Origin of the sequence: Pseudomonas sp. 25 R 14 (genome assembly GCF_900004755.1) — a bacterium.
GTDB lineage: Bacteria > Pseudomonadota > Gammaproteobacteria > Pseudomonadales > Pseudomonadaceae > Aquipseudomonas > Aquipseudomonas brenneri.
This window is the reverse complement of sequence record NZ_CVTS01000027.1, coordinates 53,563-75,617: the sequence shown is the minus strand read 5'-3', so window position 1 is coordinate 75,617 and position 22,055 is coordinate 53,563. Positions and strand designations below refer to the sequence as shown.

The following is a 22,055-nucleotide window of genomic DNA, read 5'->3' as shown; positions in this document are numbered from 1 at the left end:
CTTGCTCAGGTTGCTGTCCGCACTGCCGCTGATGATGTCGCGCTCGGCCTTGAGGTTGAGCGAGGCCCATTCAGTGACCTTATATCGCAGGCCCATTTCCGCATCGAGGGCGTAGTCAGCCGGGCCAGCCAGGGGTTTGCCCACTTCGCCGTTGGTGAAGAACTCCACGGTCTTGCCGACCAGGTAGCGGTTGTAATCCCACTTCATCGCCAGGGAATAGAAGTTGTCCTTGCCGCCGTCCTGGTATTCATAATCGGTGCGGTTGAGCAGCGAACCCAGGGAGAAAGCGCCCAACTCATCGTCCCAGAACTGATAACCCGGGCCGGTACCGATGGTGCGCTGGCGGCGCAGGTCTTCGACCTTGTCGTGCTTGTAGGTCAGGCGCCCCTGCCAGAACCACTGATCGGTGATAAAGCGATCCAGCGCGTACTCGGCGCTCCAGTTATCGGTGGTGACCACATCGTTCTGGAATTCGCGGTTGTATTCGCCTTCGGCAATATGACGCCATTTGCCATGACGGGCGGAGGTCTTGAAGTCGATGTCATAGTCGTCGGTGTCTTTTTCCGCACGCTTGTAGTCCAGCGCCACATCGACATTGCCTTTCCACACCAGATCCTCGATCACAGGCTTGGGCTTGATGATCTGCTGGATGCTGGCCAACTCCACGGTCTTGGGGGCTTCCCCATTGGCCAGGACCACCTTGCCATCTTCGGCCGCCTGCAGGGATTTGGCTTTTTCGCCACTGTAGGCATCTTGCTTGACCAGCAGCTCTTGGTCGCTTTCCAGGGTTTTCACCTGCTTCCAGTCCACCGGGATCGCGCCCGCGTATTCGGTCTGGATCAGCAGCTTGCCGCCGTCGAAAACCTTGATCTTGCCCGTCAGGCGATCACCGTTTTTCAACCAGACCGTATCGGCCAGCACAGGGGTAGATGCAGTAAAAACAGCGAGGCATAGCAAGGTTCTGGACAACATAAGCGATTACGGGGCTCAAGTTTGGCGAAAAAAGGGGCATTATCGGCGTAGCGCAAGTCTTAGCAAGGACTGACTCAAGGTTTTCTATTGAGTTCAATTCTCATCGCCATTTTTACAGACGTTTCTTACATATCCACGACTAATTTCAACCGAGCCGCCTGAACAGTGAACGAGCCCGCCGACACTCCACAAAACCCGGCCGAAATGCGCCGTACCGCGCTGTACCTGACCTTGGCCCAAGTGCCCGAAGGGTGTGTGGTGAGTTACGGCGAGCTGGCGCACCTGGCCGGGTTGGGGCGTGCCGCACGCTTCGTCGGCCGCACGCTGAGCCAGCTTCCCGACGGTTCGAAGTTGCCCTGGCACCGGGTGGTCGCCGCCGGCGGTCGGATAAGTCTGCCAGTGGGTAGCGCTTCGGGCGACGAGCAACGTGCGCGTTTGCGCAGCGAAGGTGTCAGTATCCTGAACAATCGCGTTGATATTCAGCGCCATGGCTGGCGTCCGGTAGAGCACAGCGGTTAGAGTGCGCGCTTTGTTTCCGTAAATCTGAGGCAGACTCCAGCCCATGCCCCGTAAAACCTGGCGCGCCGCGCTCGCTGCCTATGCCAGCCCCTCGACGTTAGTGCTGCTACTGCTCGGCTTTGCCGCCGGTCTGCCTTACATGTTGGTGTTTTCGACGCTCTCGGTCTGGTTGCGTGAAGCCGGTGTGGCACGCGAGACCATTGGCTATGCGAGCCTGATCGGCCTGGCGTATGCGTTCAAGTGGGTCTGGTCGCCACTGCTGGACCAATGGCGCCTACCGCTATTGGGCAAGCTGGGGCGTCGTCGTTCCTGGCTGGTGCTGTCCCAATCCCTGGTGATTCTCGGCTTGATCGGCATGGGCTTCTGCGACCCGCAGAAACACCTGTCCTGGCTGATCGCCATTGCCGTTATCGTCGCATTTGCCTCCGCCACCCAAGACATCGCGGTGGACGCCTATCGCCTGGAAATCGCCGATGACAGCCGCCAGGCTGCCCTGGCCGCCAGCTACATGTCCGGCTATCGCATCGCCGCCCTGCTGGCCACGGCGGGTGCGCTGTTCTTTGCCGAAGGTTTTGGTTCCACCGGCTTCAACTATAAGCACTCGGCGTGGACTGGCACGTATGTGCTGTTCGGGGTGCTGATGATCCCAGCCCTGCTCACCAGCTTTTTCATGCGTGAGCCCGATGTGCCGCTGCGCACCCAGTTGCAGGCCGGGCGCTATACGTTTGCCCACCAACTGATGTCGGTATTTGTGCTGATCATCTTGTTGGTGTCGGTACCGGCGATGTTCACCCAGTTGTACAACACCGACTTTGCCAGCGTGCTGTTCGAAGGCGTGAGCCTGCTCGACCTGCTGCTGGAAGACCGCGCATTCCTGCGCGCGATCCTCTATATCATCCTCACCGCCCTGTGCCTCTCGGCCATGGGTCGCCGGGGCCTGGCGCCGGTGCTGACGCCGGTCAACGACTTTATCCTGCGCTACCGCTGGCAGGCTCTGCTGCTGCTGGGGCTGATCGCTACCTACCGCATGTCGGACACGGTGATGGGCGTGATGGCCAACGTGTTCTATATCGACCAGGGGTTCACCAAGGACCAGATCGCCAGCGTCAGCAAGATCTTCGGCCTGATCATGACCCTGGTCGGTGCCGGCATGGGCGGCCTGTTGATCGTGCGGTTCGGCATCCTGCCGATCCTGTTTATCGGCGGCATCACCTCGGCCGGCACCAACCTGCTGTTCCTGATGCTCGCCGGCATGGGCGCCGACCTGCAGATGCTGATCTTCACCATATCCCTGGACAACTTCAGCTCGGGCCTGGCGACTTCGGCCTTTGTCGCCTACCTGTCGAGCCTGACCAACCTGAAGTTCTCCGCCACCCAATACGCGCTGCTCAGCTCGATCATGCTGCTGTTACCGCGGCTGATCGGCGGCTACTCGGGGGTCATGGTGGAAAAGTTCGGCTATCACAACTTCTTCCTGATCACCGCACTGCTCGGCGTGCCGACGCTGCTGCTGATTGCCTTGCATTGGTACCAGGAAAGCCGGCGGATCCGTTTGAATCCCCCCGAAGAAGACTGACACCTGCTGGGGTAGGCTTGTGTGGGAGCCAGTGCCCCACAGAAATCCCTTCACCACCTGATGCCTGTACTCTGGCGGCGACCGCCCGTACAATCCCAGGTCACTTCAAGTCCAAGCAACCGACAACGGCCTACCATGCGTACCAGTCAATATTTGCTCGCCACACAGAAAGAAACGCCTTCCGATGCGGTCGTGATCAGCCACCAGCTGATGCTGCGCGCCGGCATGATCCGCAAACTGGCCTCTGGCCTGTACACCTGGCTGCCCATGGGCTTGAAGGTGATGCGCAAGGTCGAAGCGATCGTTCGCGAAGAAATGAACGCCGCCGGCTCTCTGGAAGTATTGATGCCGAGCACTCAGCCGGCTGAACTGTGGCAGGAATCCGGGCGCTGGGAAGAGTACGGCCCCGAGTTGCTGCGCTTCAAGGATCGTCATGGCCGCGACTTCTGCGCTGGCCCGACCCATGAAGAAGTGATCACCGACCTGATGCGCAACGAGTTGAGCAGCTACAAACAGCTGCCCCTCAACCTCTATCAGATCCAGACCAAGTTTCGTGACGAAATCCGCCCACGCTTCGGCTTGATGCGTGGCCGCGAGTTCATCATGAAGGACGCCTATTCGTTTCATGCCGACCAGCCTTCGCTGCAAGTCACCTATGACCGCATGCACCAGGCCTATTGCAACGTGTTCACCCGCCTGGGCCTGAAATTCCGCCCGGTCGAAGCGGACAACGGTTCCATCGGCGGCGCGGGCTCCCATGAGTTCCACGTACTGGCAGAGTCTGGCGAAGATGACATCATCTTCAGCAACGGTTCCGACTACGCGGCCAACATCGAGAAAGCCGAAGCCGTGCCACGGGAAACTTCCCGTCCTGCACCGGCTGAAGAGCTGCGCCTGGTCGACACCCCAGACACCAAGACCATCGCGGCCCTGGTCGAGAAATTCAATCTGCCGATTGAAAAGACCATCAAAACCCTGATCGTGCATGCCGAAGAAGAAGGCAAGCTGATCGCCCTGGTTATCCGTGGCGACCACGAGCTCAACGAGATCAAGGCTGCCCAGCAACCTGGCGTCGCCAGCCCGCTGGTCATGGCCTCGGACGCCGAGCTGCGTGACGCCATTGGCGCCGGCGCCGGCTCCCTGGGCCCGCTGAACCTGCCACTGCCGATCATCATCGACCGTTCCGTCGCGCTGATGAGCGACTTCGGCATCGGTGCCAATATCGACGACAAGCACTACTTCGGCGTCAACTGGGAACGTGACCTGCCGGTACCGACCGTGGCCGACCTGCGCAACGTGGTTGCCGGTGATCCAAGCCCGGATGGCAAGGGCACCCTGGAAATCAAGCGCGGTATCGAAGTGGGGCACATCTTCCAGCTGGGCAACAAGTACAGCAAGGCGATGAAGTGCGAAGTGCTGGGCGAAAACGGCAAGCCGGTGACCCTGGAAATGGGCTGCTACGGCATTGGCGTTTCCCGCGTGGTGGCGGCTGCCATCGAGCAGAACCATGACGACAAAGGCATTATCTGGAGCGACACCCTGGCGCCGTTCCAGATCGCCCTGGTACCGCTGCGCTACGAAACCGAGCAGGTTCGCGAAGCCACCGACAAACTGTATGCCGAACTGACGGCCGCCGGTTTCGAAGTGCTGCTGGATGATCGCGACAAAAAAACCAGCCCGGGCATCAAGTTTGCCGACATGGAACTGATTGGCATCCCTCACCGGATCGTGGTCAGTGACCGCGGCCTGGCCGATGGCAATCTGGAATACAAGAGCCGGACCGAAGCCGAAGCCCAACCGTTGCCGGTGGCTGACGTACTGCCCTTCCTTCAGGCGCGTATTCGTCGCTGAAAACCAGATCAAGAGAAGTCATGTTCAAGCGAAACACCAAAGCCCTGGGGGGCGCCGCCTTGTGCGGCGCCCTGCTGGTCAGCGGCTGCGCCAATCAGATGTCGCAGCGTAGCGAACACGAGGAACGGATCGAGCGCAAATTGCTCGACCACAGCCTGCAGATTGATGTCGGCGACCCCAAAGTGCTCGAACTGCCGCAACGCCGCGTGCGCATTCATGAACAGCGGACTTTCGAAGTCACTGAGTTTGAAGTCACGCGCCACTATGATCGCTATACGCCCTACCAGCCCTGGCGCGAACTCTATGAGATCCCGCTGGGTGCCGTGGCAGTCGTGGCGGGCGCCGGGGCCAACGTGGCGAACATCTTTGCCCTGGGCAACCTGCCAGACAGCATGACCCATGACTGGATCAGCTACGGCGTGGCCGGGCTCAACCCGTTCATGAACGTGCAGTCCCATGGCCGGGCGCAACAGAACCTGGCAGGTATCGATGAAGTCCAGCGCGACCGACGCCTGGAATACACCAGCCTGCCGTGGAGCGAGCGACCGGTGCAAGTAAAGGCCGGCAAGCAGACCCACGAGATGACCACCGACCGCAACGGTGTCCTGCGCCTGAACCTGTTGGACAGCCCGTTTGCCGAACAGGACCTGAGCCAGGTCCGCACCTTGCGGATCAGCATTGAAGATGCCCAGGACGATGTGCATTCGGACTCGTCCCTGGCCATCAGCAGCACCCTGCGCGGCAAACTGCTGGAAGCCCACGGCTTGATCTACGACGACCTGGAGGATGACGAAGTCAGCCAATGGGTGCATCGGGTCAAGCGCTTGTCGGAACTGGGACTGGAAGAAGAAGCCAGCGAATTGGAACAGAGCCTGATTGAACTGACACGCAATGATCCCGAATTGCAGCAGGAATTTCTCAAGGCACTGACCAAGGATGGCGGCCGGCTGGTGGCGGATCCCGGCATCCGCTGACCCTCTGTAGAAGCCGGCTTGCCGGTTCCTACAGGGACAGCTCCAACTGTTCATTGCCCAGGCTCAAGTCCAGCAGCCGCACACCAATCCCCAGCAACCGCACCGGTTTACCACCGCGATTGAACGCCTGGGTCAGCAACTGTCGATAACTCTCCAGGTCCCGCCCCGCTCCCGCCTGCTCCAGCGTCGTTTGGGTAAAGTCATGGAACTTCACTTTGACAAACGGTTTACCCGGGCGATAACTGCTGTCGATACGCTGCATCCGCCCTGCCAGGGTCTCCATCAGTTCTGGGAGTTTTTCCAGGCAACTGGGCAAGTCCGGTAGATCGACATCGTAGGTATTTTCCACACTGATCGATTGCCGGCGGCTGTCGTTGTGTACCGCACGATCATCAATCCCACGCGCCAAACTCCATAACCGCTCACCAAAACTGCCGAATTCGCGCACCAGCGCCAGCTTGTTCCACTCGCGCAATTGCAGGCAATCTTCAATCCCCAGGCGCGCCAGCTTGTCGGCGGTAACCTTGCCGACACCATGCAACTTGCTCACCGGCAACTGCGATACGAAGTCTTCCACCTGGTCAGGGGTGATCACAAACAGCCCATTGGGCTTTTTCCAGTCACTGGCGATCTTGGCCAGGAACTTGTTGGGGGCCACCCCGGCAGACACCGTGATGTGCAACTGATTAGAGACCCGCCGGCGGATATCCTGGGCAATGCGCGTGGCGCTGCCGCCGAAATGCGCACAATCGGACACATCCAGGTAAGCCTCATCCAGCGACAGCGGCTCGATCAGATCGGTGTAGTCACGAAAAATCGTCTGGATTTCCTTCGAGGCTTCTTTATAGGCATCCATGCGCGGCTTGACGATGGTCAGGTCGGGACACAACTTCAATGCATGGCGTGAAGACATCGCCGACCGCACCCCGTAGGCCCGGGCCTCGTAGTTGCAGGTGGCGATCACCCCACGCCGATCCGCCGAGCCCCCGACCGCCAGGGGCTTTTGCGCCAGGCTCGGGTTATCCCGCATTTCAATGGCCGCGTAGAAGCAATCACAGTCGACATGGATGATTTTGCGCTGCGTCATATAGAGAGGCGTAATCGGGACATAAAGTAGACGGATCGCCAGTATCGCACTCACACCTGTATATAGCACCAGTACTTTGAATCATCTGACAAAGTGGCAGGAAAAAACCTCATTGAATTTGTTTTCTCAATCGAAGAGCCTCCCCCAATAGAGCTGAAGGCCACAGCCAGACTGGGCCGAAGCTCCTTTTCCAGCGCCCTTGGAGAGCTAACCAATTGAAGCACAAGCGCTTTTCTTTGAATCAACGGTTGACACACCGCCATTCCTCTGTAGAATGCCGACACACAGACGCGGGATGGAGCAGTCTGGTAGCTCGTCGGGCTCATAACCCGAAGGTCGTCGGTTCAAATCCGGCTCCCGCAACCAAACATCAAAAAAGGCTACTCGAAAGAGTGGCCTTTTTTGTGCGCGTTGATTTCCTCCCCCCTGTAGGAACGAGCTTGCTCGCGAAGGACGCCAACGATAACGCGGACACCCGGCATCCACTCGGCGCCCTTGAGCTTTTCGCGAGCAAGCTCGCTCCTACAGTGAAAACTCGTTTTCAATCGCGCACTTAGGCTGATTTGCAGTTATTTTGCACTTTATGTCATTAACGGTTGACACCTCGTCGTTGCGCTGTAGAATGCCGCCCACAGACGCGGGATGGAGCAGTCTGGTAGCTCGTCGGGCTCATAACCCGAAGGTCGTCGGTTCAAATCCGGCTCCCGCAACCAAACATCAAAAAAGGCTACTCGAAAGAGTGGCCTTTTTTGTGCCCGCTAAAAAAGTTCTTTTGAAACAATGGCATGGCATCTTTCATGAAACCGCGCATGGGTTTCGGAGTCCATCCATTTGCAGGCTATGCTCAAGTGTCGAGCACGCCCTTGCGCGACTAATGGACGCTGTCGCCGGCCCCGGCAATCCGCGTTACTATTTGTAATTATTTTGTACATAGGGATTGGTAACTTGGCTGGATACCCCCATCCTGTCGCGCACAATCCACGAGGTGATTGATGCGCGCCAATTCGTCTGAACCACAAGACACTGTCACAGCCACACAACCGATCGCCCCCGCCCGCCTGCGCTGGCTGGATCTGTTGAGCAAGTATCGTCAACCCATTGGGCTGGCAGTCACGTTGCTGCTGTTTGCAATTGCCCTGATCGCCTGCCGCCACCTGCTGCTTGAGCTGGATCTGTACGCCCTCCACGACTCGATCCTGGAAGTACCAAAACCCTCCTTGCTGGGCGCCTTCGCCGCCGCGATCGCCGGGTTCATTATTCTATTGGGCTACGAATTTTCCGGCGCGCGCTACGCCGGGGTAAAACTGCCGGCCAAGACTTTGGCCTACGGCGGCTTTACCGCGTTCGCCATTGGCAATGCGATCGGTCTGTCGATGCTGTCCGGTGGATCAGTGCGTTATCGCCTCTATGCACGGCACGGTATCGGGGCCTCGGAAGTGGCCCATATGACCGTGTTTGCCAGCCTGGCCCTGGGCTGCGCACTGCCGCCGCTCGCCGCACTGGCAACCTTGAGCAACCTGCCAGCCGCCTCCAACGCGCTGCACCTGCCGGCCACGCTGCTCGGCGGGATCGCGGGCGCAGTGCTGCTGCTCTCAGCCGCGCTATGCATCGGGATTTACCGCCGCCGCCTGCCAGAGCAGCCTTACCCCGACAACCTGCTGGTCAAGGTCGGCCGTCGTACCTTGCGCCTGCCTGGACGCCGCCTGACCTTTCTGCAACTGATCATCACCGCCCTGGACGTAGCTGCCGCCGCTACCGTTCTCTATATACTGCTGCCGGAAGCCCCACCGTTTGGCCCGTTCCTGCTGGTGTACCTGCTGGCACTTGCAGCGGGTGTACTCAGCCATGTGCCGGGCGGTGTCGGCGTGTTCGAAGCGATTCTGCTGGCCGCCTTTGCCGATAAGCTCGGCGCCGCACCACTGGCCGCCGCCCTGCTGCTGTACCGCATGATCTACGTGGTACTGCCGTTGTTGATCGCGTGCATCTTCCTGCTGATCAACGAAGCCCAGCGCCTGTTCCAGACCCAGCAGAGCCTGCGGGTGGCCTCGGGCCTCGCAGCACCGGTATTGGCCGTGCTGGTTTTTTTGTCCGGGGTGGTGCTGCTGTTCTCCGGCGCCACCCCGGAAATCGACTCGCGCCTGGAAAACATCGGCTTCCTGATCCCCCACCGCCTGATTGACGCCTCGCACTTTGGTGCCAGCCTGATCGGCGTGCTGTGCCTGTTGCTGGCCCAGGGCCTGCGCCGGCGCCTGTCGGCAGCCTGGATGCTGACCATGGTGCTGTTGCTGGTCGGCGCCCTGCTCTCACTGCTCAAAGGCTTCGATTGGGAAGAAGCCAGCCTGATGACCACAACCGCGGTGCTGCTGGCAATCTTCCGGCGCTCGTTCTACCGCGCCAGCCGCCTGACCGAGCTGCCCTTCTCGCCGCTGTACCTGGTGGCCAGCGTCTGTGTGCTGGGGGCCTCGATCTGGCTGCTGTTGTTTGCCTATCAGGATGTGCCTTACAGCCATCAACTGTGGTGGCAATTCACCCTCGACGCCAACGCCCCGCGTGGCCTGCGCTCACTGCTGGGGGCTGCCGTGCTGCTGGTGATCGTGTCGCTGACCTGGCTGCTGCGCACCGCACGCCCGGTGATCCACCTGCCGACCGCCGATGAACTGGAGCGCGCCACCAGGATCCTGATGGCCTCGTCGCAACCCGATGGTGGCCTGGCACTGACCGGCGACAAGGCCCTGCTGTTTCACCCCAACGATGAAGCGTTCCTGATGTATGCCCGGCGTGGCCGCAGCCTGGTGGCCCTGTACGACCCGATCGGTCCGACCCAGCCACGGGCCGAGATGATCTGGCAGTTCCGCGACCTCTGCGACATTCATCACGCCCGCCCGGTGTTCTACCAGGTGCGCGCAGAGAACCTGCCCTTCTATATGGACATCGGCCTGACCGCGATCAAGCTGGGTGAAGAAGCCCGGGTCGATCTCAAGCGCTTCGACCTGGAAGCCAAGGGCAAGGAGATGAAGGATTTACGCTACACCTGGAACCGCGGGACCCGAGACGGCCTATCCCTGGAGATTTTCGAACCGGGCCAGGCACCGATGGACGCGCTGAAAATCATCTCCGATGCCTGGCTGACCGGTAAGAACGTGCGCGAAAAAGGCTTCTCCCTGGGACGTTTCAGCGACGAATACCTCAAGCATTTTCGCATTGCGGTGATTCGCTTCGAAGGGCAGCCGGTGGCCTTCGCCAATCTGCTGGAGACCTACAGCCATGACCTGGCCAGTCTCGACCTGATGCGCGCGCACCCTGATGCGCCAAAGCTGACCATGGAGTTCATGATGGTTGGCTTGATCCAGCACTATAAAAGCCACAACTATGCACGCTTCAGCCTCGGCATGGTGCCGCTGTCGGGCCTGCAACCACGCCGTGGTGCACCGCTGACCCAGCGCCTGGGCTCGATGGTGTTCCGACGTGGCGAGCAACTGTATAACTTCCAAGGTTTGCGCCGCTTCAAAGACAAGTTCCAGCCTGACTGGGAACCTCGTTACATGGCCGTGCCCGCAGGACTTGATCCGCTGGTGGCACTGGCCGATACCGCCGCCCTGATCGCGGGCGGCTTGACTGGATTGGTGAAACGCTGATGATTCGACGCTCCTGGCGGTATGTATTGGCAAGTCTGGTGGTGCTGGCCCTGATCCTCGGTGGCGGCTACTGGTACTGGAATCGCCCCGCCCCTCAACCGACCCTGGAACAACTGCCCCAGGCCGACGGCTCGACCATGACCCGTGTGACGCCTGGCACCACCACCAAGGCCCGCGTAGCGGTGGCCGTAATGGCCGATGCCAGCCTGAGCGACAGCCAACTGATTGCCCTGAGCAAGGGCGGCGCTGCGCAGATCGTGCAAGTGATCCTGCCCAAGGACGACTGCAAACTGCAGGAACAAGCCCTGCAAGCAGCACTAAGCCAGCTCAAAGGCCCGGCCACCCTGGTCAGCGGCATCGGCCCTGGCGCGGCACTCGCCTGGCGCTGGCTGGCGACGCAGAACGACGACAAGGCTAATGCCATCTCCGTGGGCTTCGCCCTGGTCCAGGAAGGTTGCAAAGACCCGCTGCCCAAGACCGCTGCCCACGGCAACTGGCTGGTGGCCTGGAACGATAACCCTGACGACGAAAGCGCCAGTTTCGTACGCGACACCCCGCGTGCCACCACCAGCATCAGCGACTACGACATCAACTACCCGCAGGTGCTGAACAACGAACTGCGCAAGCAACTGGTAGGTTCGGACAATGGCGGCCTGGCGATCCCGGTGGTTGAAGTACCCGCCGGCCAGGCCAAGGACACCGTGACCCTGTTCCTCTCTGGCGACGGCGGCTGGCGTGACCTGGACCGCGACGTGGCCGGCGAGATGGCCAAGATCGGTTATCCGGTGGTCGGCATCGACACCCTGCGCTACTACTGGCAGCACAAAAGCCCGGAGCAGAGCGCCAAGGACCTGACCGAGCTGATGCAGCACTATCGGCAGAAATGGGGCACCAAGCGCTTTGTGCTGACCGGCTATTCGTTCGGTGCCGATGTGTTGCCGGCCATCTACAACCGCCTGCCGGAAGCCGAGCAGCAGCGGGTCGACGCAATTATCCTGCTGGCCTTTGCCCGCACTGGCAGCTTTGAGATCGAAGTGGAAGGCTGGCTGGGCAATGCTGGCAAGGAAGCAGCCACTGGCCCGGAAATGGCCAAGCTGCCAGCCGCTAAAGTGGTGTGCATCTACGGCGAGGAAGAAGTCGACGAGAGTGGCTGCACCGACAAGACCGCCGTGGGTGAAGCCATGAAGCTACCGGGTGGCCATCACTTCGACGAAAACTACCCGGCACTGGCCAAGCGCCTGGTGGATATCATCGAGAAGCGCCAGGCCAAGGCCGAATAACTCCTGCTGAACTCGGTCAATGTGGGAGCTGGCTTGCCTGCGATAGCGGTGGACCAGTCCCTGCAGTTGATTGCATTGCAGATCAAATAGTGCGTGCGACAAAAAGCCCCCGCTGGCGCAAAGGCAACGGGGGCTTTTTGCAGGTTTCAGCGCACCGCTGCGGATGGTCCGGAAAGATCCCACACATCATCCTGCGCATGGCTGGCCTCCCAGGCTCGCACCTTACGCCGCGCGTCATCAAACAATCGCACATAGTTGCCGTAGCTGATTTTTTCCGCGACATCAGGCCGCAGCCGACTGAACAGCGGTCGCAGCAACTCGGGAAGTGCCAGGTATTGCTCGACCGTGAGACGCTGGCCAGGCACGACCTTATCCGGCAATTCAAGTGTGTTCTTGCTGAACATCACGGTGTCGGAGCCCCATAACACCCGGCTGCTGTACTGATTGAAAAAGCCGATCCACTCGTTGACGGGCGGCATGCCTGGTCCTGGGTGAATAATGTTTTCCTGGACCAGATCCCAAGAAATGTCCACCACCCATGCAGGACAGCTATCCAGGATCCGGGCAACGGTTTTCAAGTGGCTGGAAGTCGGCTTTACGTAGCGTCCCAGCCCAGTGTGGGCCCAGATCACCGAGGCCTTGGGCGCGGTACTGCACAAATGCTTCAGTGCAGCTTCGTAGGTCCTGCCAGGGAAAACATCTTCCACCGTGCCGTCATAATTGACCTCCGTCTGATACAGGTCGTTGTGCAGCGTCACCACCAGGCCGGTCTCCTCGGCCACCTTCAACACGTCTGCCAGGGACTGCGCATACAGCGACATCGTGCCTTTCTTATCGAGGTCGGGGGGCAGCGGCACGGTGGCTGTGCTGCGGATGGTCTCGCCGGCGATCTTGCGTGACACCAGTTCCTTATGCACCGTGAACTCACCGATACCGGCAAAAGCCCCCGGGAAGGTCAGCAGTACCCGCTTGATGTGCTGGGCCCCATAACGATCCATGGGGTTGAAGCCGGTAATCATGAGGTCCAATCGCCCCTGATCCGCCGCTGACAACTGCAGGTACTCCCGGGCATACATCGCGTCTGCGAAGGCGTAATAGTACAAGTCAGCCTTGGGGCCGATGTAGTAGTTGGCGCCATACAAACGGCCGGACGTATCCGTCACCTGATAGTTTTCAAAACTGTCCCAGCGCTGCTGCAACGGCAGCGGCATCACCACCGAACGGACCACGCTGGCCGATAAGTAATCCGACAACAATGACTTGAGTGAAACACCCTGATAGGCGTAATTGGAAGGATGGAAGTGTGAGTCGGCAAACTGCAGTGCCTGGGGAGCGACAGGAGGTATATCAATGGTGCTGGACGAACAACCTACGACTAAAAGAGTGATGCCTGACACCAATCCTGAGAGTGCGCGTTTCATCTTTGGCTTTCCCTGTAGTGAGTTGATCCTTATGGGCCAGACGGCAAACTTGGGTAAAAAGACGTTAGCACACCCCCCGGTTTCAACAGGCCGGATGTGAAAGGCAGTGACTTCACCGTACAAATCGACAGGCCAAAAAAAACCGCGATGGCATACAGCCCATCGCGGTTTTATTTTCAACCGGGTCTACATTTCTACTTGGGTCCCCAACTCAATCACCCGGTTTACCGGCAACTTGAAGAAGCGCAGGTTGCCGTTGGCGTTCTTCAGCATGAAGGCGAACAACCCTTCGCGCCAGCGCGCCATGCCTTCGAGCTTGGAGGCAATGACCGTCTCGCGGCTGAGGAAGTAGGTGGTGCGCATCGGGCTGAAGTCCAGGTCATCCAAGTGGCACAGCTTCAGGGCTTCGGGCACGTCCGGCTCGTCGGTAAAGCCAAAGTGCAAGATCACCCGGAAGAAGCCGTCACCATAAGCGTCCACCTCAAAGCGCCGCTGGGCCGGGACGCGCGGGATGTCCTCATAGATCACCGTCAGCAGCACCACCTGTTCGTGCAGCACCTGATTGTGCAGCAGGTTATGCAGCAAGGCGTGGGGCACCGCGTCCGGGCGGGCGGTAAGGAACACCGCCGTACCCTGGACGCGATGGGGCGGCTGCACGCGAATGCTGCTGATAAAGATCGGCAGCGGCAGGCCGCCCTCGTCCAGGCGCTCCACCAGCAATTGCTTGCCGCGCTTCCAGGTGGTCATCAGCACAAACAGCACGATCCCCGCCAACACCGGGAACGCACCACCCTGGACCACCTTCGGTACGTTGGCCGCAAAGAACAGGCCATCCACCAGCAAAAAGCCCAGCAACACAGGCACTGCCAATACCGGCGGCCACTTCCACAACAGCAGCATCACGGCGGAGACCAGGATGGTGGTCATCAGCATGGTCCCAGTCACCGCCACCCCGTAAGCCGAGGCCAGGGCGCCCGAAGACTCGAAGCCCAGCACCAGCAGGATCACTCCGACCATCAGCGACCAGTTCACCGCGCCAATGTAGATCTGGCCCTGTTCGGCGCTGGAGGTGTGCTGGATATGCATGCGCGGGATGTAGCCGAGCTGGATCGCCTGGCGCGTCAACGAGAACGCACCGGAAATCACCGCCTGGGAAGCGATCACCGTCGCCAGCGTGGACAAGCCCACCAGCGGCAACAGTGCCCAGCTTGGCGCCAACAGGTAGAACGGGTTGCGGGCGGCTTCGGGGTCGCCCAGCAACATCGCACCCTGGCCGAAATAGTTGAGCACCAGGGCTGGCAGCACCAGGATGAACCAGGCACGGGCAATGGGTTTGCGGCCGAAATGGCCCATGTCGGCATACAACGCCTCGGCACCAGTCAGCGCCAGCACCACGGCGCCGAGAATCGCCACGCCAATGCCCGGATGGACCATGAAGAAACGCACGCCCCACATCGGGTTCATCGCGTTGAGCACTTCGGGCCGCTGGATGATCCCGCAAACACCCAGGCCGCCCAATACCAGGAACCAGGTGACCATCACCGGCCCGAATAGCTTGCCGATACGGTCGGTGCCGTGTTTCTGGATCAGGAACAGTGCCACCAGCACCACCAGCGCCAAGGGCACGACCCAATGCTCCAGGCCGTCGAACGCCAGCTCCAGACCTTCGATGGCCGATAGCACCGAAATCGCCGGGGTGATCATGCTGTCACCATAGAACAGCGCCGCGCCGCACAGACCGCACACCACCAGGAAACTGCGCAATCGCGGGTGATTGCCTGCCGCTCGTCGGGCCAAGGCGGTGAGTGCCATGATGCCACCTTCACCCTGGTTGTCGGCGCGCAACACAAACAGCACGTATTTGATTGAAACCACCCAGATCAACGACCAAAAGATCAGCGCCAGGATTCCCAGCACGCCGTCATGATTGACCTGCACCCCATAATTGCCAGAAAACACCTCTTTAAGGGTGTAGAGCGGGCTGGTACCGATATCGCCATAGACGACCCCGACCGCCGCCACCAGCATACCAATCGGCTTTGCCGTGGAATGTTCGACGCCTGTTGCCTGACCACTTGCCTGACCCATCAACCGCTCCTGACCTTTTGACCTGAGGTCTTTTATAAACCGCACAGCTATACACTTAAGCCCAAAGCCAAGCTATACACAGTATGTGCCACCGTACTTCTAGTAACAGACTATTTGTTGACTACGGACTTACTCTTGGTGCAACGGCGCGAAGCATAGCGCAGCACTCGTCGTATTTCCCTGCATAAAGCTGGTCAAGCGCGTTTCCCGTCGATAGAATTGCGCACTTTTTGATCAGAGGCACATCAAGTGCCCGTCCGCAGCCCTGTCGTGCCCGACTGGCGGCGTCATTCAATACCGAGGTTAGACATGTCCACCACCATCGCAAAAGCCAACCCAAAGGTTGGCTTTGTTTCCCTGGGTTGCCCGAAAGCTCTGGTCGACTCCGAGCGCATCCTCACCCAACTGCGCATGGAAGGGTACGATGTCGTGTCCACCTACCAGGACGCCGACGTGGTGGTGGTCAACACCTGTGGCTTCATTGACTCGGCCAAGGCCGAGTCTTTGGAAGTGATCGGCGAAGCCATCAAGGAAAACGGCAAGGTCATCGTCACCGGCTGCATGGGCGTGGAAGAAGGCAATATCCGCAACGTGCACCCAAGCGTGCTGGCCGTAACCGGCCCGCAGCAGTACGAGCAGGTGGTCAATGCCGTACACCAAGTGGTGCCACCGCGCCAGGACCACAACCCGCTGATCGACCTGGTGCCGCCGCAAGGCATCAAGCTGACCCCGCGTCATTACGCTTACCTGAAAATTTCCGAAGGCTGCAACCACAGCTGCAGCTTCTGCATCATTCCGTCGATGCGTGGCAAGCTGGTCAGCCGCCCGGTGGGCGATGTGCTGGACGAGGCCCAGCGCCTGGTCAAGTCTGGCGTCAAGGAGCTGCTGGTGATCTCCCAGGACACCAGCGCCTACGGCGTCGACGTGAAGTACCGCACCGGTTTCTGGAACGGCGCGCCAGTGAAAACCCGCATGACCGAACTCTGCGAAGCCTTGAGCAGCCTGGGTGTGTGGGTGCGCCTGCACTACGTCTACCCGTACCCGCACGTGGACGAGTTGATCCCGCTGATGGCCGCCGGCAAGATCCTGCCGTACCTGGACATCCCGTTCCAGCACGCCAGCCCGAAAGTGCTCAAGGCCATGAAACGCCCGGCGTTTGAAGACAAGACCCTGGCGCGGATCAAGAACTGGCGCCAGATCTGCCCTGAGCTGATCATCCGCTCGACATTCATCGTCGGCTTCCCTGGCGAAACCGAGGAAGACTTCCAGTACCTGCTGGATTGGCTGACCGAAGCCCAACTGGACCGCGTTGGCTGCTTCCAGTACTCGCCAGTGGAAGGTGCGCCGGCCAACCTGCTGGACCTGGCCGTGGTGCCGGATGACGTCAAGCAGGACCGTTGGGAGCGCTTCATGGCCCATCAACAGGCCATCAGCTCCGCACGCCTGCAACTGCGCATCGGCAAGGAAATCGAAGTGCTGATCGACGAAGTGGACGAGCAAGGCGCGGTCGGCCGCTGCTTCTTCGACGCTCCGGAAATCGACGGTAACGTATTCATCGACGATGCCAGCGGCCTCAAGCCGGGCGACAAAGTCTGGTGCACGGTCACGGACGCCGACGAGTACGATCTCTGGGCGCAAAAACGCGACTAAGCTGTAAAAAATTGAAAAAGCCCTGCTTCTGGACAAGATGCGGGGCTTTTTTAGGTCTATCGTTTGCCCCATTACCGCCAACAAGCAGCAAGGAGCAGCGGGCATGGGCCAGCACTCGGTTATCCACACCCCCAAACCCAGCGACTATCAGGAGCTGACCCGGATCTGGGAGGCATCGGTGCGGGCCACCCATGACTTCTTGCCGCAAAGTTACATCGAGCGCCTGAGAAACCTGGTGCTCACGCGCTACCTGGATGCCGTGATGCTGATCTGCACCAAGGACACGCGCCAGCGTATCACCGGCTTTGCCGGCGTCGCGGCAGGCAAGGTCGAGATGCTGTTCATCGATCCGCAGTACCGAGGCCAGGGCCTGGGGCGGCAATTATTGCGCTATGCCATTGAGTCGATGAATGCCGAGGAACTGGACGTCAACGAACAGAACCCGCAGGCCCTGGGCTTCTACCTTAAACAGGGCTTTGAAGTGATCGGGCGCACCGAGCATGACGGCATGGGCCAACCCTATCCCTTGCTGCATATGCGTTTGCGCCAGGCCCAGCAAACACGCAGCGGCTGATACAACCCAAGCCAGCTCCCACAAAAAGCAACAGCAGCGAAATGGGGCCGGGATTAACCGGCGCCAGGCAGGTACAATAGCTGCCCCCTTTTGTTACGGCCCTTGTCATGACTGACCCCATACGCCTCTCCAAACGCCTTATCGAACTGGTCGGTTGCTCCCGTCGGGAGGCCGAGCTGTTTATCGAAGGCGGCTGGGTCTCGGTGGATGGCGAAGTGATCGATGAGCCGCAGTTCAAGGTCACGACACAAAAAGTCGAACTTGATCCCGAGGCCAAGGCCACGGCTCCAGAGCCGGTGACTATCCTATTTCATGCGCCGGCAGGTGTGGATGTCGACAGCGCGATGCAGTCCCTGAGCGCCGAGACGCTGTCAGAAGAACACCGCTTCAGCAAGCGCCCGCTCAAAGGCCACTTCCTGCGCCTGACCGCCAGCGCCGACCTGCAAGCCAAGGCCAGCGGCCTACTGGTGTTTACCCAGGATTGGAAGATCCTGCGCAAGCTGACGGCCGATGCCGCCAAGATCGAGCAGGAATATGTGGTTGAAGTCGCAGGCGACGTGGCAGAGCACGGCCTGAACCGCCTCGCCCACGGCCTGATGTACAAAGGCAAGGAATTGCCTGCGGTCAAAGCCAGCTGGCAGAACGAGAACCGCCTGCGCTTTGCCCTGAAAAACCCGCAGCCCGGCATCATTGCCCTGTTCTGCGAAGCCATTGGCTTGAAGGTTGTGGCCATTCGCCGCATCCGTATTGGCGGCGTGTCCATTGGCAAAGTGCCGGTCGGCCAATGGCGCTACATGTCCGGCAAAGAAAAGTTCTAAGCCGCCCTCTCTCTCGACATCGCCCGCCCGGGCGATGTCTACAGTCGAATACCAGGATTGCCCACCATGATTCACAACGACGTACTGCGCAGCGTGCGCTACATGCTCGACATCAGCGACAACAAGATGGTCGAGATCATCAAGCTCGGCGGCATGGAAGTGTCCAAGGACGACCTGCTGACCTACCTCAAGAAAGATGAGGAAGAAGGCTTTGTGTTCTGCCCGGACGAGGTCATGGCACATTTCCTCGATGGCCTGGTGATCTTCAAGCGTGGCAAGGACGAAAGCCGTCCACCGCAGCCGATCGAAACCCCGGTGACCAACAACATCATCCTCAAGAAGCTGCGCGTGGCCTTCGAACTGAAGGAAGACGACATGCACGCCATCCTCAAGGCGGCCGAGTTCCCGGTGTCCAAGCCGGAGCTGAGCGCGTTGTTCCGCAAGTTCGGCCACACCAACTATCGCCCGTGTGGCGACCAGTTGCTGCGTAATTTCCTCAAGGGGCTGACGCTGCGAGTTCGTGCTTAAGCCATGAGTTACAACGTCTCGCCCGTGGGCTTCGTGCACTCCTGCTTCAAGGAGAAGTTCGCCATCCCGCGCCAGCCACAACTGGCACCCGCCGCCCGGGGCGTGCTGGAGTTGGTGGCGCCGTTCGACCAGGGTGAGGCGGTGCAAGGCCTGGAGCAGGTCAGCCATGTGTGGTTGCTGTTTCTGTTTCATCAGGCCCTGGAGGATAAACCGCGGTTGAAGGTGCGTCCGCCGCGCCTGGGGGGCAACACGTCCATGGGCGTATTTGCCACCCGCGCGACCCATCGCCCGAATGGGATTGGCCAGTCGGTGGTGAAACTGGACAAGGTGGAGCCGGGCCGGCTGTGGATTTCCGGGATTGATCTGCTCGATGGTACGCCGGTGTTGGACATCAAGCCGTATGTGCCGTATGCCGACATCATTGATACCGCGACCAACAGTATTGCCAGTGCCGCACCGGCGCTGATCCCCGTGCAATGGCTGAAGACCGCACTGCAACAGGCTCACACTCACGCTCAGCGCCTTGGCGAACCGTTGGTGGAGCTGATTGAACAGTGCCTGGCACAGGATCCACGGCCGGCGTATCAGACGCCTGGGCCGGAGCGCGAATATGGCGTGCGGTTCTGGGATGTGGATGTGCGTTGGCACTATCCCGAGGCGGGGATGATTTGTGTGCTTGAAGTGGTTGCGGTGAAGTAAATCGCAAAAATGAAAAAGCCCGCACTGCCTTCACAGGCAATGCGGGCTTTTCTTTGCAAACGCATTTACCTGTAGGAGCGAGCTTGCTCGCGAAGAGCGCAAGGACAACGCGTCAACTCTGGATGACCGCGTTATCGTTGACGATTTTCGCGAGCAAGCTCGCTCCTACAGGTGACCAGAGGTTATTTCTCGACGAACGCACGCTCGATCAGGTAGTCACCCGGCTCACGCATGCGTGGCGAAACCTTCAGGCCGAAGCTGTTCAACACTTCACTGGTCTCATCCAACATGCTTGGGCTACCGCACAGCATGGCGCGGTCGTCTTCAGGATTGATCGGCGGCAGGCCGATATCGCTGAACAGCTTGCCGCTGCGCATCAGGTCGGTCAGGCGGCCTTCGTTTTCGAACGGCTCGCGGGTCACGGTCGGGTAGTAGATCAGTTTTTCACGCAGCGCCTCGCCGAAGAACTCGTTCTGCGGCAGGTGCTCGGTGATGAACTCGCGATAGGCGACTTCGTTGACGTAACGCACGCCGTGGCACAGGATCACTTTCTCAAAGCGCTCGTAGGTTTCCGGGTCCTGGATCACGCTCATGAATGGAGCGAGGCCAGTACCGGTGCTGAGCAGGTACAGGTGCTTGCCCGGTTTCAAATCGTCCAGCACCAGGGTGCCAGTCGGTTTTTTGCTGATGATGATCTCGTCGCCTTCCTTCAAGTGCTGCAACTGGGAAGTCAGCGGGCCATCCGGGACCTTGATGCTGAAGAACTCCAGATGCTCTTCCCAGTTCGGGCTGGCAATGGAGTAAGCACGCATGAGCGGGCGGCCATTGGGCTGTTGCAGGCCGATCATCACGAACTGACCGTTCTCGAAGCGCAGGCCCGGATCGCGGGTGCACTTGAAGCTGAACAGAGTGTCGTTCCAGTGATGAACACTGAGGACACGCTCGTGGTTCATGTTGCTCATGTACGGGGAACTCCTGGAAATAGGTCTGCGCCAAAATGATAGGTGCGCAATTGCACAGTATTCTAATGGCGGCGACAATATCTGTTAACTGGATTATTAAGATAAGGGTTATCGGTTATATCGATATGCGATTTACTCTCCGTCAACTGCAAGTCTTCGTCGCCGTCGCCCAGCAGGAAAGTGTGTCACGCGCTGCTGGCCTTCTGGCCTTATCTCAATCCGCCGCCAGCACCTCGATCACCGAGCTGGAGCGCCAATCCAGCTGCCAATTATTCGACCGTGCCGGCAAACGCTTGAGCCTCAACGCCCTCGGCCATCAGTTGCTGCCCCAGGCGGTGGCGCTACTGGACCAGGCCAAGGAGATCGAGGACCTGCTCAACGGCAAGTCCGGCTTCGGTTCCCTGGCGGTCGGTGCCACGCTGACCATCGGCAATTACCTGGCCACGCTGCTGATCGGCAGTTTCATGCAGCAGCATCCCGAGAGCCAGGTGAAACTGCATGTACAAAACACTGCGCATATCGTGCATCAGGTCGCGCATTACGAAATTGATCTGGGTCTAATCGAAGGCGACTGCAGCCACCCGGATATCGAGGTGCAAACCTGGGTCGAGGATGAACTGGTAGTGTTCTGCGCACCGCAGCATCCCCTGGCCCTGCGCGGCCAGGCGACCATGGAGCAATTGACCCATGAAGCCTGGATCCTGCGGGAACAGGGCTCCGGGACACGCCTGACCTTTGATCAAGCCATGCGCCACCATCGCAGTGCGCTGAACATCCGGCTGGAACTGGAGCACACCGAGGCCATCAAGCGGGCCGTGGAGTCTGGTTTGGGGATTGGCTGCATTTCCCGCCTGGCGCTACGGGACGCGTTCCGGCGTGGCAGCCTGGTGCCGGTGGAAACCCCGGACCTGGACCTGGCCCGGCAGTTCTACTTTATCTGGCATAAACAGAAGTACCAGACCTCGGCCATGCGCGAGTTCCTCGAACTGTGCCGCGCCTTCACCGCCGGGGTGCAGCGCAGCGACGAAATCGTGCTGCCGAATATCGCTTAGACCAGGATCACGGCCCACACCACGGTAATCATGGTCAATGCCACGAACTGCGCGGCGCTGCCCATGTCCTTGGCGTTTTTCGACAAAGGGTGGCGATCCAGGGAGATCCGGTCGATCGCCGCTTCCACGGCCGAGTTGAGCAACTCGACAATCAACGCCAGCAGGCACACCGCAATCAGCAGTGCGCGCTCTACGCGGCTGACATTGAGGAAGAAGCTCAATGGAATCAGGATGACGTTGAGCAACACCAACTGGCGAAAGGCCGCCTCGCCGGTGAAAGCCGCACGCAGGCCATCGAGGGAATAGCCCCCTGCGTTGAAGATACGTTTGATACCGGTTTGACCCTTGAAAGGCGACATAGAGTAGGCA

18 protein-coding genes and 2 tRNA genes are annotated in these 22,055 nt (G+C 59.8%); 14 read left to right on the top strand and 6 right to left on the bottom strand.

Features of this window, described 5'->3' with window-relative positions; all coding sequences use genetic code 11:
• Nucleotides 1-972: DUF481 domain-containing protein (locus tag BFQ03_RS05765; protein ID WP_065942660.1), on the bottom strand; the 972-nt coding region annotated here is incomplete at its 3' end.
• A gap of 165 nt (nucleotides 973-1,137) precedes the next feature.
• Here BFQ03_RS05765 and BFQ03_RS05760 point away from each other — a divergent pair.
• The 4 genes from BFQ03_RS05760 to BFQ03_RS05745 all read left to right on the top strand — a co-directional run bounded on the left by BFQ03_RS05760 (nucleotide 1,138) and on the right by BFQ03_RS05745 (nucleotide 5,892).
• Nucleotides 1,138-1,491: an MGMT family protein gene (locus BFQ03_RS05760; protein WP_032862415.1), complete on the top strand. Its 354-nt coding sequence runs from the start codon at nucleotides 1,138-1,140 to the stop codon at nucleotides 1,489-1,491.
• A gap of 43 nt (nucleotides 1,492-1,534) precedes the next feature.
• The gene (locus BFQ03_RS05755) at nucleotides 1,535-3,067 is read left to right on the top strand and encodes an AmpG family muropeptide MFS transporter (RefSeq protein WP_032862414.1); all 1,533 of its coding nucleotides are present in this window, start codon (nucleotides 1,535-1,537) and stop codon (nucleotides 3,065-3,067) included.
• A gap of 135 nt (nucleotides 3,068-3,202) precedes the next feature.
• Entirely contained in the window at nucleotides 3,203-4,918 is a 1,716-nt protein-coding gene (locus tag BFQ03_RS05750; protein WP_032862413.1) for a proline--tRNA ligase, read from the top strand.
• 20 nt (nucleotides 4,919-4,938) lie between these two features.
• Entirely contained in the window at nucleotides 4,939-5,892 is a 954-nt protein-coding gene (locus tag BFQ03_RS05745; RefSeq protein WP_032862412.1) for a hypothetical protein, read from the top strand.
• 28 nt (nucleotides 5,893-5,920) lie between these two features.
• On the opposite strand, the gene dinB is transcribed toward BFQ03_RS05745, so the two are convergent.
• Entirely contained in the window at nucleotides 5,921-6,979 is a 1,059-nt protein-coding gene (gene dinB / locus BFQ03_RS05740) for a DNA polymerase IV (RefSeq protein WP_032862411.1), read from the bottom strand.
• 289 nt (nucleotides 6,980-7,268) lie between these two features.
• Between dinB and BFQ03_RS05735 the strand changes: the two genes are divergently transcribed.
• The 4 genes from BFQ03_RS05735 to BFQ03_RS05720 all read left to right on the top strand — a co-directional run bounded on the left by BFQ03_RS05735 (nucleotide 7,269) and on the right by BFQ03_RS05720 (nucleotide 11,894).
• Nucleotides 7,269-7,345: transfer RNA gene (locus tag BFQ03_RS05735), tRNA-Met, on the top strand.
• A gap of 270 nt (nucleotides 7,346-7,615) precedes the next feature.
• Nucleotides 7,616-7,692 (top strand) — tRNA-Met (locus tag BFQ03_RS05730).
• A gap of 279 nt (nucleotides 7,693-7,971) precedes the next feature.
• On the top strand, nucleotides 7,972-10,614 hold the full coding sequence (gene mprF, locus BFQ03_RS05725; RefSeq protein WP_065942658.1) for a bifunctional lysylphosphatidylglycerol flippase/synthetase MprF: 2,643 nt from the start codon (nucleotides 7,972-7,974) through the stop codon (nucleotides 10,612-10,614).
• Nucleotides 10,614-11,894 (top strand): virulence factor family protein, encoded by a 1,281-nt coding sequence (locus BFQ03_RS05720; protein WP_065942657.1) that lies wholly within the window; start codon nucleotides 10,614-10,616, stop codon nucleotides 11,892-11,894. Before mprF ends, BFQ03_RS05720 begins: the two co-directional genes overlap by 1 nt.
• Nucleotides 11,895-12,040: 146 nt before the next feature.
• Here BFQ03_RS05720 and BFQ03_RS05715 read toward each other — a convergent pair whose 3' ends face one another.
• The gene (locus BFQ03_RS05715) at nucleotides 12,041-13,315 is read right to left on the bottom strand and encodes an amidohydrolase family protein (protein WP_139115649.1); all 1,275 of its coding nucleotides are present in this window, start codon (nucleotides 13,313-13,315) and stop codon (nucleotides 12,041-12,043) included.
• A 186-nt stretch (nucleotides 13,316-13,501) separates the two neighbouring features.
• Complete coding sequence (locus BFQ03_RS05710; RefSeq protein ID WP_032862406.1) at nucleotides 13,502-15,403, bottom strand: potassium transporter Kup; 1,902 nt, start codon at nucleotides 15,401-15,403, stop codon at nucleotides 13,502-13,504.
• A 321-nt stretch (nucleotides 15,404-15,724) separates the two neighbouring features.
• Here BFQ03_RS05710 and rimO point away from each other — a divergent pair, with 321 nt between their 5' ends.
• The 5 genes from rimO to tsaA all read left to right on the top strand — a co-directional run bounded on the left by rimO (nucleotide 15,725) and on the right by tsaA (nucleotide 19,672).
• On the top strand, nucleotides 15,725-17,053 hold the full coding sequence (rimO, locus tag BFQ03_RS05705) for a 30S ribosomal protein S12 methylthiotransferase RimO (RefSeq protein ID WP_174553310.1): 1,329 nt from the start codon (nucleotides 15,725-15,727) through the stop codon (nucleotides 17,051-17,053).
• A 103-nt stretch (nucleotides 17,054-17,156) separates the two neighbouring features.
• Complete coding sequence (locus BFQ03_RS05700) at nucleotides 17,157-17,627, top strand: GNAT family N-acetyltransferase (protein WP_032858377.1); 471 nt, start codon at nucleotides 17,157-17,159, stop codon at nucleotides 17,625-17,627.
• A 107-nt stretch (nucleotides 17,628-17,734) separates the two neighbouring features.
• The gene (locus tag BFQ03_RS05695; RefSeq protein WP_029295333.1) at nucleotides 17,735-18,445 is read left to right on the top strand and encodes an rRNA pseudouridine synthase; all 711 of its coding nucleotides are present in this window, start codon (nucleotides 17,735-17,737) and stop codon (nucleotides 18,443-18,445) included.
• Between the two features lie 66 nt (nucleotides 18,446-18,511).
• Nucleotides 18,512-18,973, top strand: a complete 462-nt coding sequence (locus BFQ03_RS05690) for a YehS family protein (protein ID WP_032858379.1) — start codon at nucleotides 18,512-18,514, stop codon at nucleotides 18,971-18,973.
• A 3-nt stretch (nucleotides 18,974-18,976) separates the two neighbouring features.
• Complete coding sequence (gene tsaA, locus BFQ03_RS05685; protein ID WP_032858381.1) at nucleotides 18,977-19,672, top strand: tRNA (N6-threonylcarbamoyladenosine(37)-N6)-methyltransferase TrmO; 696 nt, start codon at nucleotides 18,977-18,979, stop codon at nucleotides 19,670-19,672.
• 182 nt (nucleotides 19,673-19,854) lie between these two features.
• On the opposite strand, the gene fpr is transcribed toward tsaA, so the two are convergent.
• On the bottom strand, nucleotides 19,855-20,634 hold the full coding sequence (fpr, locus tag BFQ03_RS05680; RefSeq protein ID WP_003172178.1) for a ferredoxin-NADP reductase: 780 nt from the start codon (nucleotides 20,632-20,634) through the stop codon (nucleotides 19,855-19,857).
• A gap of 125 nt (nucleotides 20,635-20,759) precedes the next feature.
• Between fpr and BFQ03_RS05675 the strand changes: the two genes are divergently transcribed.
• The gene (locus BFQ03_RS05675; RefSeq protein ID WP_032858383.1) at nucleotides 20,760-21,686 is read left to right on the top strand and encodes a LysR family transcriptional regulator; all 927 of its coding nucleotides are present in this window, start codon (nucleotides 20,760-20,762) and stop codon (nucleotides 21,684-21,686) included.
• Here the strand turns inward: BFQ03_RS05675 and BFQ03_RS05670 are convergent.
• A complete protein-coding gene (locus BFQ03_RS05670) occupies nucleotides 21,683-22,045 on the bottom strand; it encodes a diacylglycerol kinase (protein ID WP_032858385.1) in 363 nt (120 codons plus the stop codon). The genes BFQ03_RS05675 and BFQ03_RS05670 overlap by 4 nt on opposite strands.
• Nucleotides 22,046-22,055 lie beyond the last annotated feature (10 nt).